The sequence below is a fragment of the Empedobacter sp. GD03797 genome (assembly GCF_029842105.1).
In the GTDB taxonomy this organism is placed as follows: Bacteria; Bacteroidota; Bacteroidia; order Flavobacteriales; family Weeksellaceae; genus Empedobacter; species Empedobacter falsenii_C.
The window spans coordinates 169737-184419 of record NZ_JAOCFS010000004.1 but is presented as its reverse complement, the minus strand read 5'-3'; the positions used below and the strand labels follow the sequence as shown (position 1 = coordinate 184419).

Below are 14683 nucleotides of genomic sequence, written 5' to 3'. Positions count from 1 at the left end.
GTTATTTTTAATCGTTTCCAAACAAATCGCGCGTATAAACTTTCTCTTTCACGTCAGCTAATTCAGGTGCATTTCGATTCGAGATTATCACATCACATGCTGCCTTAAAAGCTTCAAAATCATTCATCACTTTCGATCCAAAGAAAGAATCTTCTTTCAGAACTGGTTCATAAACCACCACTTCAATTCCTTTTGCTTTGATTCGTTTCATGACTCCTTGAATTGCTGATGCTCTAAAATTATCTGAACCTGATTTCATAATCAAGCGATAAACACCAACTTTCTTAGGATTTTTAGCGATGATAGAATCTGCAATAAAATCTTTTCGCGTTCTGTTTGCATCAACAATTGCTTGAATAATATTATTCGGAACTGTATCATAATTAGCCAATAATTGCTTCGTATCTTTTGGCAAACAATAACCACCATAACCAAACGATGGATTGTTGTAATGCGAACCGATACGAGGATCCAAACCAACCCCTTCGATAATTTGTTTACTATCTAAATTGAATGTTTGCGCATAACTATCTAACTCATTAAAATAAGCGACACGCAATGCTAAATAGGTATTCGAAAATAATTTGATTGCTTCAGCTTCTGTTGAATGTGTAAACAACGTCGGAATATCTTTCTTAATTGCTCCTTCTTTCAACAAATTAGCAAAAACTTCTGCTCTTTCGCTTTGCTCACCAATAATAATTCTTGATGGATACAAATTGTCGTATAAAGCTTTTCCTTCTCGCAAAAATTCAGGAGAAAAAATAATATTTTGATATTCTAATCGTGATTTTAAATCCTCTACAAAACCAACCGGTACAGTCGATTTTATAACAACTACAGCATTCGGATTATAGTGTTTTACATCATTTATAACCGATTCTACGCTTGATGTATTAAAATAATTTGTTTTTGGATCGTAATCCGTAGGTGTAGCAACAATTACATATTCTACATTTGCATACGCAGTTTCTTTGTCTAAAGTCGCAAGAAAATTAAGCTCCTTATTCTGCAAAAAATCTATAATTTCTTTATCTTCAATTGGAGATTTTTTTGCATTGAGCATTGCAATCTTTTCTGGAACAACATCTAACGCCACTACCTCATTATGCTGAGCCAATAAAATTGCGTTAGACAGACCAACGTAGCCTGTTCCCACTATTGCTATTTTCATTTATGGTTATTTAAAATTAGTTTAAGAGAACAAATTTAGTGAAATTCTCTCAATTCGAACACCAATTTACTAAAAATGAGCAAATAGACAATTATATTTACGTTTATAAAATTGTAAAAATTGTTATTTCATTTTTAACTAACCGTTTATCTTCTTCTTCATTTGTCAAACTGGAAAAAATTTCAGTCAAAATTAGTTCTGTCTTAATATTCAAATTAACTTTACAAAAGTTAAAAATATAAACGTAATGTCTGTAAATAAAGAAATCAAACGTATCACTACCGAAACTGTGCGTAACATGAAATTTACCGGAGAAAAAATTTCGATGTTAACGGCTTACGATTTTACAATCGCTTCGCTTGTAGATGCGGCTGGAACTGAAGTTATTTTAGTTGGTGATTCTGCTGCTAATGTAATGGCTGGTCACGAAACTACTTTACCAATTACTTTGGATCAAATGATTTACCATGCGCAATGCGTGGTTCGTGGAGCTAAACGCGCTTTGGTTGTTGTTGATTTACCTTTCGGAACTTATCAATCTGATCCGCAAAAAGCCTTAGAATCTTCTGTTCGAATCATGAAAGAATCTGGTGCACATGCGATCAAATTAGAAGGTGGAAAAGAAATCGAAGAATCTATTCGTCGTATCGTAAATGCTGGTATTCCTGTTATGGGACACTTAGGTCTTACGCCACAATCTATTTACCAATTTGGTTCATATAAAGTACGTGCAAAAGAAGATGCGGAAGCAGAAAAATTAATTAGTGATGCTAAATTATTAGAAGAATTAGGATGTTTTTCATTAGTAATGGAAAAAATTCCAGCTGATTTAGCTGCTAAAGTAACAGCCTCTGTTAATATCCCTACAATTGGAATTGGAGCAGGAGCTGGTTGCGACGGACAAGTTTTAGTTGTACATGATATGTTGGGATTAAACAACGAATTCAAACCAAAATTTGTTCGTAAATATTTAAACTTAGAAGATCAAATTCACCAAGCAATTGGACAATATGTTGCGGATGTAAAATCGGGTGGCTTTCCAAATGTGAATGAACAATATTAAATTTTAGTTGAAAGTTTTGGGTTTTGAATTTCTTCTCATAACTCAAAACTCATCACTTAAAACTCAAACATGAATCCAGAAATTTTATTCGAAGATAATCATTTGTTAATCATCAACAAAAAAGCAGGCGAATTAGCACAAGGAGACGAAACAGGCGATATTCCGCTTATCGATAGTCTAAAGGACTATATAAAACAACGCGATAACAAACCTGGAAATGTTTTCTTAGGGTTGGTGCATCGTTTGGATCGTCCAACTTCTGGTGTGTTGATTTTTGCTAAAACTTCGAAAGCTTTAACACGAATGAACGAAATGTTTCAGAAACGAAATATTGACAAAGTTTACCGTGCCATTGTACAAAGCAAACCACCAAAAGACTTCGAAAGATTAGAACATTATCTAAAGAAAAATCCTAAAAATAATAAAACAACAGTTTATTCTAAACCTACTGCTGATGCAAAAAAAGCAATTTTAGAATACACTTATTTAGGCGCTTTAGATTCTTTTCATTGTGTAGAAGTGAAGTTATTTACAGGTCGTTCGCATCAAATTCGCGCGCAACTTTCTTCTGTTGGTTCTCCTATCAAAGGCGATTTGAAATACGGCGCTAAACGTTCTAATCCTGACGGAAGCATTTGTTTACATGCGCATCGCATTACATTTGAACATCCTGTCAAAAAAGAAGAAATGACAATTGTAGCTCCAGTTCCGAAAGATGCAATTTGGCAAGCAACGAACAAATTTAATTCGTAAATTTGTCGCTTATTTGTTTGTCAAATGAACAGCATTTTTTATTTCATAATTTTTCAAATTTCACGTTTACCTCTTTCGGTTTTATACAGGTTCTCAGATTTTCTGTTCTTTCTGTTGTACACGGTTATTGGTTATAGAAGACGCGTTATTAGAACAAATTTAGAAAACTCTTTTCCCGAAAAATCTCAGGAAGAAATCAAAGCCATTCACAAGAAATTCTATGCAAATTTTTGTGATTATTTAGTTGAAACTTTAAAAAGTTTTTCTATTTCTCAAGAAGAATTGGACAAACGATTTACATATTCTAATCTCGACGTTTTTAATGAAATAAAAACTGAAAAACGAGATGTCATGATGATGTGTGGGCATATTTTTAACTGGGAATGGTTTATTGGAACGGTGAAACATTTACCAACAAAAGAAAGTGCAGCTGTTTATCATAAAATTCGAAATCCTTTTTGGAACGATAAAATCAATGCTATGCGTGGTCGTTTCGGAACAAAAGCGTTAGATATGAAAGATGTGTTGCGTTTTATGATGAAAGCTCCAAATGATGGAGAATTAGCCTATTTATTTGTCGCAGATCAAAGTCCAAAACAATCGGCTGTTCATTATTTTATCAACTTTTTGAATCAAAGAACACCTGTTTTTAATGGTTTTGATAAAATTGCACGCCGAAAAGATATGGCTGTTGTCTTTTGTCAAACCGAAAAGATAAAACGCGGTCATTATCACACAACTTTTATTCGACTACAACCTCAACAAGAAAAATTTGAAGAAAATGAAATTGTTCATCAATTTTTTCATCATTTAGAACAAACCATTCAACAACATCCAGATAATTGGCTTTGGAGCCACAAACGTTGGAAATATGCCGATTTGTAATTTTAAATATTCATGAAAACAGCAATTGCAATCCTAAATTGGAATGGCGAAAAATTATTGCCTCAATTTTTACCTTCGGTTATTAACAATTCTAAAAACGCAACAATTTATGTAATTGATAATGCGTCGACTGACAACTCTATCGAATTGTTAACAACTCAATTTCCTTCTGTCAAAATCATTCAGAATAAAGGAAATTATGGTTTTGCACAAGGCTATAACGAAGGTTTAAAAGAAATTGATGCAGAATATTTTTGTTTATTAAATTCGGATGTCGAAGTAACTGAAAATTGGATAGAACCAATTGAAAAATTGTTTGACAACAATCCTGATATCGCCGCAATTCAACCCAAAATATTAGACTACAAAAACAAAGAATATTTTGAATATGCTGGTGCTGGAGGAGGTTTCATTGATAAATTTGGTTATCCATTTTGTCGAGGACGTGTTTTTTCAACTTTAGAAAAAGACAATGGACAATACAACGACACCACACAAATTTTTTGGGCTACGGGTGCAAGTTTATTCATCCGAAAAAAAGATTTCTTTGAACAAAATGGTTTTGACGAAGAATTCTTTGCACACATGGAAGAAATCGATTTGTGTTGGCGATTAAACAATGCTGGGCGAAAAATTTATTATTGTGGAGAATCAACTGTTTATCATTTGGGCGGTGCAACTTTGGATAAATCCAATCCAAAAAAATGGTATTTAAATTACCGAAATAGTTTGTGGATGATGCTTAAAAATCTACCTGCAAACAAACTTTTTCCGATGCTTTTCACTCGTCTTTCTATGGATGGAATTGCTGCTGTTGCCTTTTTACCAAAACAAGGACTTCCACATGTTTGGGCTGTTTTCTTATCACATATGCATTTTTATTTTGGTTTTATAAAAATGTATAAAAAGCGTCAACAAAATCAAATAAAAAATTATTCAGATAAAGAATTATTGCCTTTTCAATATTTCGTGCAAAAACGTCAGTACTTTAAGGATTTAAAATAATCTATCTTCAAATATTAAATCATTTCTTAAAATTTCTATAAATTTTTAATTCTATTGTTGTAGAACATAAAAATATTACTATCATTGTAGAACAAATCAAACTACAATGAAAAAAATAGTTACATTATTTACTTATTTCGTTCTACTTACCGCGATTTCTTTTGGGCAAAAACTTGAAGTGAATTATCAAGAGATTGTAAAAGTAAATGCAGAAGAATTTAAAGGTTCGATAAAATTTTCTACAAATGGTAAAGCAAGCACAATTCCTACTGATGTTTACAATGACATGATTAAGAATATGCAAGAGCCAAAAGATTTTATCTTAACAATCAATGAAAACGAATCATCTTATAATAAAGTCGAAAAAATAGATAATCAACAAGGAGGAAATGGAATGAGAGTTTCGATGAGTTTTGGAGATTCAGGAAATGGTTTATTCAAAAATTTAACTACAAAAGATTATTTGAAAAGTGTAAAATCATTTGACAAAACTTATACAATAAAAGATAAATTAACCGAATACAAATGGCAATTAACACGCGAAACAAAAAAATTAATTGGTTTTAATGTCAAAAAAGCAACTGCTATTGTGGATAGCACAACAACTGTAACTGCGTGGTATGCTCCAAGTATTGCGATAAAAGATGGACCTGGAATTTACAATGGTTTGCCAGGCTTGATATTAGAAGTAGAAATTAAAAACTCAAAAAATAAAGGAATCGAAAGTAGTACTATTCGTGCAACAGAAGTCAAAGAAGTGCCAAATCTAAAACCAATTGAAAAGCCAAAAGATAAAAATACAATCACCAACGAAGAATATAAAGCGTTGAATGAAAAAGCAATGGAAAGGCTAAAACAGATGAGCTCTGAAGGAGTAAGTAAGGATTAAAGAAAATATTTTCATCCTTCATTAAACATTTCATACAATTTCTTGTCTAAAAGCTATAAGCATATTTAAAATGAAAAAAATAATTTCAGTTTTTATTTTACTATTTAGTTTTTCTGCATTTGCGCAACAAGAAAAAGTAGAAATTTCGTACACAACGCGTATTATTTTGCCAGACGATTTTACGTTTCAACCTCCGGGAGGTGGCAATGGACGTACGATGCCAAAAGAAATGCAAGAGCAATTCAAGAAAAATATTCAAGAGCCTCAAGAAGCTAAGTTGACTATTTTGGGTGATGAATCGTTGTATAAAATGGTTGAAAAAATATCAAACGATCAAAGTCAAGGTTCTAGAGGAATGAGAGGCGGAATGCGAATGATGTCGATGAATGGAGATAATATTTATAAAAATAGTACAAATCATTTGCTATTAAAAGAGCAAAACATGATGGGGAAAAGCTATGTTATAAAAGATTCTTTGCAAAATTTTGATTGGAAATTAACGCGCGAAACAAAAACAATTTTAGGAAACGAAGCCAAAAAAGCAACTGCTATTATTGATAGCGTTCAGACAACAGTTTGGTACATTCCAACTTTGAAATATAAAACTGGTCCAGAAAATTATTGGGGATTACCAGGTTTAATCGCAGAAGTACAAACAGAGATTAACAGAGGAATGTTTAAAGGTTCTAAAATTATTTATTTGACAGATATCAAAACATCAACAAATACAAAACCAATCGAAAAACCAAAAGATAAAGGTGCTATCTCTCAAACAGAATTTGATAAATTGATGCAAGAACAACGCTCACGTTTCGAAGAAATGAGAAATTCTGGCGTAAATAAACGAGATTAAGGTTTCTTAAAATTCGATTAATTTTCATAAAAATTGGTTCAATTTCATATTATAAAACTTATATTTAATTCTAAATTAATCTTAAGAAATAAAATACTATGAAAGCTTTAATCATCGTAGATATGCAGTACGATTTTTTACCAGGAGGTTCGTTGGCTGTGAATGATGGAGATAAAATTATCGAACGCATAAATAAATTGCAAGAAAAGTATGATGTTGTTGTGGCAACGCAAGATTGGCATCCAGCAAATCACAAAAGTTTTGCTTCGCAACACACAGATAAACAACCTTTTGATGTAATCGAATTAGGTGGAAATCGTCAAGTTTTATGGCCAGATCATTGTGTACAAGGCACTAAAGGAGCTGAAATACACAAAGATATCAAGCAAAATAAAATTAGTGCAATCATCCGAAAAGGTATGAATCCAGAAGTTGATTCGTATAGTGCTTTTTTTGATGTGAATAAAAAGAATCCAACAGGGTTAAATGGATTCTTGAAAGATCATAATGTAACGAGTGTATACATTTGCGGTTTAGCAGCAGATTATTGTGTGTATTATACAGCAAAAGATGCTTTAGCATTGGGATATACAACATATATTTTAGAAGGAACAACAAAGGCTATTAACCAAGAACTTTTTGATGAATTGAAAGAAGATTTTATCAAAAAAGGAGGAAATGTCTCGACGTATTTATTATAAAAAAATAATAAATCGCTAGATAAAAATGTCATTTGAAAATCCTTAACTTTTTGAATGACATTTTATTTTTTAGAATAAATTCAAAAAATATCTGTAACATTAGTCAACAAAAGCAGACTAATTAAACAAATTACAACAATTATGAAAAAAGCAATCTTAACATTTGCCTTAGGAATTATCACAACTACAGTTTCTATCGCACAAGACAATAAAACACAAAATATCGATGCAACTTATGTTTGCGAAATGAAATTGGATTATGACAAAACAATGGCACAAGTTCCTCAACAATATCGCTCACAAGTTGGTCCAATGTTGAAAGCTGAAATTGATGCTGGTGTTTTCATGAACTATTTCTTAAAAAGTAATTCAAAACAATCAACTTTTGTATTAGAACAAAAAGTAGGAAATGCTCAATCTCAAGGAGGAATGATTGCTCAACAAATGGCATCATTCGATAATAAACCAACTTATAAAGACTTTACAGTAATTCCAAATTTGTATTACAAAGAAGTTGATATGGGGACAAAACAATATTTGATTAAAGACCAAATTCCTGATTACAAATGGAAAATCTCTCGTGAGAAAACGGATATTGCAGGATACAAAGCAACAAAAGCAGAAGGTGTTATGATGGATTCTATTCCTGTAACGGCTTGGTTTGCTCCAGAAATTCCAATAAAAGATGGACCAACTTCTTTAGCTGGTTTACCTGGTTTAATTGTAAAAGCTCAATTTGATTACCAAGGAACGACAATGATTTTCACTTTAAAAGAATTAAAACTTTCGGATAAAGAATTAAAAGTTAACATTCCTACAAAAGGTGAAACTGTAACGCATAATCAATTCATGAAAATTGTAGAAGATATGCAAAAAAAGATGAAAGAAATGATGAATAGCGGTGTAGATACCCAATAATTCATTAAACAAAATATAAAACACATCTGTTTTTAACACATAAACAGATGTGTTTTACAAAAAACTCTATTTGAGTTATCAACTAAAAAATACATATGAAGAAATTACTCTATCTAATTTTATTTACTTCAGCTGCTCTAATCTCATTTGCACAAGAATGTAAATTAAAAGGTGCTGTTGCAAATGATGCTGGAATTCCTGTTACAGATGCTTCTGTCTCTATTTTTGATAGTAAAAACGAAGGAAAAGGTTTTGTTTTTACAAGTAACATGGGTGAATTTGAATTCAAATTGCCTTGTGGACAAAAATATGATATCGAAATTGAGCAAGCTGGTTACGAAACATATGTAGAAAATGTTGATTTAACTGAAAATGTCAACAAAAAAATAAAGCTTAAACAAGGAAAAGAAATTTCCTTAAAAGAAACAATTGTAAAAGCTCAACAAGCGATCAAAGTAAAAGGTGATACAATTGAGTTTGATGCAGATTCTTTCAAAGTTGGAAATGAAGAAACATTAGAAGATATCCTTAAAAAATTACCTGGAATTGAAGTTGTGAATGGAAAGGTAATGTACAAAGGTAAACCAATGTCACAAGTAACAGTTGGTGGACGTGAAGTTTTGGGTGGTAACGAAAAATTATTGAACAAAAATTTACCTTCGGATGCAGTTTCTAAAATTCAATTGAATACAAAGTTCAAATCAAATCCGTTTGCTTCTTCCTTACAAGAAGATGACGAACAATTCTCGTTAAACATCGAACTAAAAGATGATATGAAACGTCTTGCATTTGGTAATGTGACGTTAGGTGGAGATGCGGACAAACATACAGATGCGCAAGCAAAAATTTTCTATTTCTCAGAAAAAACAGACGGAACATTAATCAATGATTTTAATACATTCGGGAAACAAGTTTTTGATCAAGATGATTATATGAGCTTCTTTGGTGGATATTCTGAATTTAATTCTGAAGGAAGTATTTATTCATTAAGAGGAAATTCGAACAATCTAAACTTGATGACAAAAAATGATGCGCCGAGTATGAATACCTATAATGGTGCTGTGCATTTTGGTGTTGAACCAAATAAGAAATTAAAAATCTCTGGTTTTGGTTTAGTTAATACAAATAATATTCGTTACAATTCTAAATCTGAGCGTTATTACAACAATATCGAAACGCCTTATACAACTGTCGATCAGGAACAAAATAAGAGCAATATTTTGATGGGAATGTCGCGTTTGCGTTTAGATTATAATCCGAATGATAAAGGACAAATTAAATATCGTTTAAATTTTAATTATCTAGATAGCGAAAATGAACAATTGGTTGATAGCTATTATAACGATCAAAAAAATAGCTTTAGAAATGTAAATTCTGAACAAAAGAATTACTCTTTATCACAAACTTTATCTTACATCCGTAAAGTTGGACGCGATGATAATGTTGGTTTATATTTTCGTCATCAATATCAAAAAGATACGCCAGATTACAATGTTTTATCAACAGCAAATCCGTTCTCATCTTTTAATTTATTCAAGAATTTATCTCAAGTAAATAATCAATATAATATCAATCAAGATCAAAACTTTGTTTTGAATACTGTTCAATTATATGGAATCTACAATCACTTGTTGACAAATACATCTAACCTTAAGGTGAAAGTTGGAACAAATTTTAGTACGCAAGATTTTGATAATAAAATCTATGATTTTCAGAAATTAATGAATGATAATTCATTAATCAGTAATACAGATTTAGATTACAACGAGACTTTTGCTGATGTAACGTTGACAAAGAAACTAGGAAACTTTCAAGTAGATGCTGGTGCGGGAGTTTCGTTCTTTAATGAGAAATCGAAATACCAAGATGGTGAAAAATTAAATCGTTCGGAAACGAAATTTTTACCTCACCTGAATTTGCAATACAAGTTCAACAATGCAACAAGTGTTCGCGCAAGTTATTCACAAAACTATAGCTATCCGTACACAAAAGATTTTAATGACTCGTACACAATTCAAAGTTACCAATCGATTTTCTATGGAAATAGAAACTTACGACAAGCTTTGACGCATACAGCAAGTCTTAATTTTAATCATTTTAACTCGTTCACATTTTTTAATATTTTTGCGAATTTGAGTTATACGTTACAAGAAAAAAGTATACAAACGCAATCTGTTTTAAACCGTGACTTTATTATCTCTGGAAACGATACAATTGTAAATAACTATCAGTTCAATACCTTAATTAATTCTGGCAGTAATCAAGAAACTTATTCAGGATATTTCATGATTGGGAAACGTTTTGCTAAATGGTACAATGCACGATTAACAGGTAATATTTCTACTTCTAATTATTATACCATTACACGAAATATTGAATATGAAAATGGAGTTGTTAAAAATGATGATTTGAACAATGTAAACAACAAAAGTTTTAATCAAACATATAATTTAGAGAACTCATTCACATTCAAAAAGAAATTTGAATTGAAGGCTGGGGTTAATTTAAACCTAAGTAAATATCAATCATTATCTGAACAGAAATTTACGAACTGGCGTCCATACGGGGAAGCTGCTTGGTCCGCTACAAGTAAATTATTAGTTCAGACCGATTTCTCTTATCGCTTACAATACCGTGATGGAGTAGAAATAAACACAGCAAAAGAGTGGAATGCTTCTGCGCGATACAATATTGCGAAGAAAACTTATTTAACTCTTACAGGTGGAAACTTATTAGGAAACAACGTAATTGTTTCGAATGGATTTAATGATAACTACATATCGACTACAACTAAAAATGTTTTGGGAAGATATTTTATCGTGAGTTTACGATATAAGTTCTAAATCAATAAATTACATTTTTATCATAAAATTTATCTGAACGCGTCTACAAAGTAGACGCGTTTTTTTTATAAATAATTTTTGTACTTTTAATCTAATCAACTAAAAATAAATAGATGGAAAACCCTACTACCGAAATTTATAAAATTATTCAACCAGAAAATTGGACAAAGAGTTTAACAGACGAACAAATTATTGAACTTTCTAAAGAAACTGATTTCTCGAAAAATATTTTAGATGAAGGACGAGATTATTGTTACTTTTTGGACAAAAAATTTTATGTAACACGTGAAAAACATATCGAGTATGTTAACATGTCTTATACTTTAACTGATCCTGCAAATTTAGAAAAAGCTTCTACATTCGATACAATTGTCGAAGAAAACGAAATTTATTTGATTCATAGAATTTCTGTGATTCGTGATGGAGAGTTAATTGATAAATTAGCAGATATCACTGTAAAAGTTTTGGATAACGAAAATGATAGCGGTTCTGGCGTAATCAACAAAAGCAAAAAAATTAATATTTCGATCAAAGATTTGCGTTTATATGATATTCTTGTGTTGGAAGATGCAAGAGAAAAAATATTTACTGATAAAGATTTTGTCCGCAAAGAATACAGCCGTTATTTGTGGGTTAGCCCTGATTCGTATTGGGCATATGGAAATTATACGTTCGAATTAATCAATGAGCGTGATGATGAATTTGTTTACAAGAAAAACTTCTTCCGTGACCAAAATGAAAATGGAAATGTAATCGAAGCTGAAATAGGAACAATTTCTTCTGGCGGTTCTTACGTTTTTGAGTTGGTAAATTATCTTAATCCAACAGATCCAAATCGCGAGATTTTTCCTTACATCGATTTTGCAACAAAAAGCACCTGGGAAAAGCTTTCAAACTTTATTTCGCCTTATTACGAAGAAGTGCTTAACAAAGCTAATCTTGAAAGTTTCGCACCAAATCTGATCGAAAAATTAAATGAATTTTCTGACATCGAAGATAAAATTGAATATGCGATAGAATATGTTCAAAACCATATTTATTATATCTACAATGCCGATGAAATGAGCGGTCACAAACCTCAAGAAGCAGAAATAACTTATGCAAATAAACAAGGAGATTGCAAGGCTAAATCTATTTTATTGAAAGTTATTTTTGATTATCTAGGATTAGAATCTTCAATCATTTTACTGAATTATAATACTGATTTCTATTTCAAATATTATCTCCCATCGTTGTTGGCATTCAATCATGTGATTGTAAAAGTGAAACATAATAATGAGACATATTACGTTGATGCAACAATGCGTAATGAGTATGGTTACTTAGAAAATAGAAGCTTTATTTATTTTGCGCATTATTTAGAAATTAAACCAAATCAGACCTTACAAATTCGTGAACCTTACAAATTTCCTAAGTTTTGTATAGATGAAAAAGTCAGTGTAGCGGCAAAAGGAAACGAAGGTTATTTAGAATCTGAATCGATTTATCGTTACAATCGTGCAAATAATATGCGCCGATATTTCAAGAATACTAACAAGCGCGAAATTATTGATAGTTGGAATAGTTTCTTTTATTATGCGTTAAATTATAGTGCAGATCGCCCTGAAATGGATTTGAGAGAAATTTTTAAAGACACTTCGATTGAAATTGTTTCGGATGATAAAAAGCTGAACGAATTAACGATAAAATATAAAGCACGAATCGAGAATCCATATTTTAAAGATAAAGTGACAAACGAACGCTTCTTGATGTTCTTTGATCGAAATATCCCGAAAAATAATGTGAGAGATTTTATTCACGAAGACGCAAGTTTTTGGCATAATTTCGATAGTGAAAAGTATGAAATCAACTTATCAACCGATCAAAAAATTGATACAAAGGAAAAGTATACGATTCAAGAATCGACGATTAATGATAAATATTTCACCTACTCAAGTAGAAAGAAAATTACAGCAAGTGGAGGAAGTGCTTACATTGAATACAATCCTTCGACGAATCATGAAATTACGATGGAAAATTTCGAGGAATTCCGAAATAATCATTACACAATTGCAGATAGTAATTACGGTTTAGGTATTGATATTATCGAATCTGGATTAATGAATATGCTAAAATTTAAGATGAAAAAAGCTTTCAAATAATCAATCAAAAACTCCTGAAAAATAATTTTCAGGAGTTTTTTTATTTAATCACTTGTGGATAATCAAACAAATTATTTGGATCATATTTCTTTTTCAACTTTTGCAAACGAACCAAATTATTTCCGAAATAAGCATTATTTGCATCAGGAAAATTGATATCTGGATAATTTCGGTATTGTTTTACATTTCCAAGATTTCTTAATAATTGTTGTACTTCTTCAAATGATTTTGTCAACTTTTCTTCTTGTGAAGGCAAATCCCAATATGCTTGTAATTCGCTTAAATAATTAATATCACGATGTGGATAAGCAGAATCTGAAGCTTTGACTTCATTGATTTTTCCTCCCAAAGTATTGATCTGATAAATCATTCCTTTAGAAGCAACAACTTTTGCAAAAATATCTTCCAAACCTTTTTCGATGTCTTCAATTCCTGTGTACAAACCAGCCGAAGAATTTTTGAAATAAATTGGTTCTGTTACACCATAATAATTTTTGAGTGCAGCAGCCAGATTTCTATTTTTCATCGGTTTGTAATCATTCGCTAGTGGAATTAAACTCGAAAATATTTTCTCAAAATCAGTTTGATTTGCTGCAAAATTGGTAAATAAAATCGTTAAAAATTTTCCATTCAACACAAAAGCAGAAAAAGCTTCGTTCGGTAACTTTTCCGTTGCTTGAAACCAAATCCGAATCAATTTGACAAATTTATCAGAAGTCAAATTATTAAACTTCATACGATATCCACTGAAAGATTGTGGTGCAGGATAAGTTTTGAAATGTAATTCCGTCACAACTCCAAAATTTCCATTTCCGCCTCCTTTACACGCCCAAAGTAAATCTGGATCTTTATCAGAATCGATTATATTTCCTTTGTAATCGATCATTTTTACACGAAGCAAATTATCACAGGTCAAACCATATTTCCGACTAAAAAAACCGTAACCACCGCCCAAAGTCAAACCTCCAATAGCGACAGTTCCACACGAACCAGCTGGAATAATTCTTTTCTTAGGTAAAAAATTCGCATAAATTTCCTGCAACAAACAAGCTGGTTGTAATTTCACTTTATTCTCGTGCAACCACGTAATTTTATTCATCAATCCAAGATGAATCAACAATCCGTTATCAACATTCGAAAAACCTTCAAAACTATGTCCTCCACTTCGAATGGCAATTTTTAGTTTCTTTTCGTTTGCTAAAGCAATTGCTTTTTTTATTCCAGTTTCGGATTTACAAACTGCTATAATTTTCGGAAACTTCTCAATTCTTTTGTTGAATGATTTTCGGTATTGATCATATTTTGCATCATCTTTTGTCAAGATTATTAAATCATCATCCAAAAAATCATCAAACGAATAAAAAGACATAAAAAAAATTCCTAAACTACCTGTACCAAGCAGTTTTAGGAATTCTCTTTTTGTATAATTTGATTGTGACATAGCTAAAATTGGTTTAG

The 14683-nt window shown here is 31.3% G+C and carries 12 protein-coding genes; 10 read left to right on the top strand and 2 right to left on the bottom strand.

The features are described from left to right. Nucleotides 1-7 precede the first annotated feature (7 nt). Nucleotides 8-1174 (bottom strand): nucleotide sugar dehydrogenase, encoded by a 1167-nt coding sequence (locus tag N5D90_RS05425; RefSeq protein WP_280061824.1) that lies wholly within the window; start codon nucleotides 1172-1174, stop codon nucleotides 8-10. A gap of 247 nt (nucleotides 1175-1421) precedes the next feature. Between N5D90_RS05425 and panB the strand changes: the two genes are divergently transcribed. The 10 genes from panB (at nucleotide 1422) to N5D90_RS05375 (ending at nucleotide 13225) form a co-directional block, all read left to right on the top strand. Beyond that, on the top strand, nucleotides 1422-2237 hold the full coding sequence (gene panB, locus N5D90_RS05420; protein WP_280061823.1) for a 3-methyl-2-oxobutanoate hydroxymethyltransferase: 816 nt from the start codon (nucleotides 1422-1424) through the stop codon (nucleotides 2235-2237). A 69-nt stretch (nucleotides 2238-2306) separates the two neighbouring features. Continuing rightward, complete coding sequence (locus N5D90_RS05415; protein ID WP_280061822.1) at nucleotides 2307-2990, top strand: RNA pseudouridine synthase; 684 nt, start codon at nucleotides 2307-2309, stop codon at nucleotides 2988-2990. A 24-nt stretch (nucleotides 2991-3014) separates the two neighbouring features. After that, entirely contained in the window at nucleotides 3015-3875 is an 861-nt protein-coding gene (locus N5D90_RS05410; protein ID WP_280061821.1) for a lysophospholipid acyltransferase family protein, read from the top strand. A 12-nt stretch (nucleotides 3876-3887) separates the two neighbouring features. Next, nucleotides 3888-4880 (top strand): glycosyltransferase family 2 protein, encoded by a 993-nt coding sequence (locus N5D90_RS05405; protein ID WP_280061820.1) that lies wholly within the window; start codon nucleotides 3888-3890, stop codon nucleotides 4878-4880. A gap of 106 nt (nucleotides 4881-4986) precedes the next feature. Then, the gene (locus N5D90_RS05400; RefSeq protein ID WP_280061819.1) at nucleotides 4987-5769 is read left to right on the top strand and encodes a GLPGLI family protein; all 783 of its coding nucleotides are present in this window, start codon (nucleotides 4987-4989) and stop codon (nucleotides 5767-5769) included. Between the two features lie 70 nt (nucleotides 5770-5839). Further along, nucleotides 5840-6622 carry a GLPGLI family protein gene (locus N5D90_RS05395; protein ID WP_280061818.1) on the top strand — a complete coding sequence of 261 codons (783 nt, stop codon included), beginning with the start codon at nucleotides 5840-5842 and terminating at the stop codon, nucleotides 6620-6622. Between the two features lie 98 nt (nucleotides 6623-6720). After that, nucleotides 6721-7323 carry a bifunctional nicotinamidase/pyrazinamidase gene (gene pncA, locus N5D90_RS05390; RefSeq protein WP_114998876.1) on the top strand — a complete coding sequence of 201 codons (603 nt, stop codon included), beginning with the start codon at nucleotides 6721-6723 and terminating at the stop codon, nucleotides 7321-7323. Nucleotides 7324-7464: 141 nt separating this feature from the next. Then, entirely contained in the window at nucleotides 7465-8241 is a 777-nt protein-coding gene (locus N5D90_RS05385; protein WP_280061817.1) for a GLPGLI family protein, read from the top strand. 95 nt (nucleotides 8242-8336) lie between these two features. Continuing rightward, on the top strand, nucleotides 8337-11084 hold the full coding sequence (locus N5D90_RS05380; RefSeq protein WP_280061816.1) for a TonB-dependent receptor: 2748 nt from the start codon (nucleotides 8337-8339) through the stop codon (nucleotides 11082-11084). A 113-nt stretch (nucleotides 11085-11197) separates the two neighbouring features. Continuing rightward, on the top strand, nucleotides 11198-13225 hold the full coding sequence (locus N5D90_RS05375; RefSeq protein ID WP_280061815.1) for a hypothetical protein: 2028 nt from the start codon (nucleotides 11198-11200) through the stop codon (nucleotides 13223-13225). A 40-nt stretch (nucleotides 13226-13265) separates the two neighbouring features. Here the strand turns inward: N5D90_RS05375 and N5D90_RS05370 are convergent, their stop codons facing one another. Next, a complete protein-coding gene (locus tag N5D90_RS05370; RefSeq protein ID WP_280061814.1) occupies nucleotides 13266-14666 on the bottom strand; it encodes an FAD-dependent oxidoreductase in 1401 nt (466 codons plus the stop codon). Nucleotides 14667-14683: the final 17 nt, after the last annotated feature.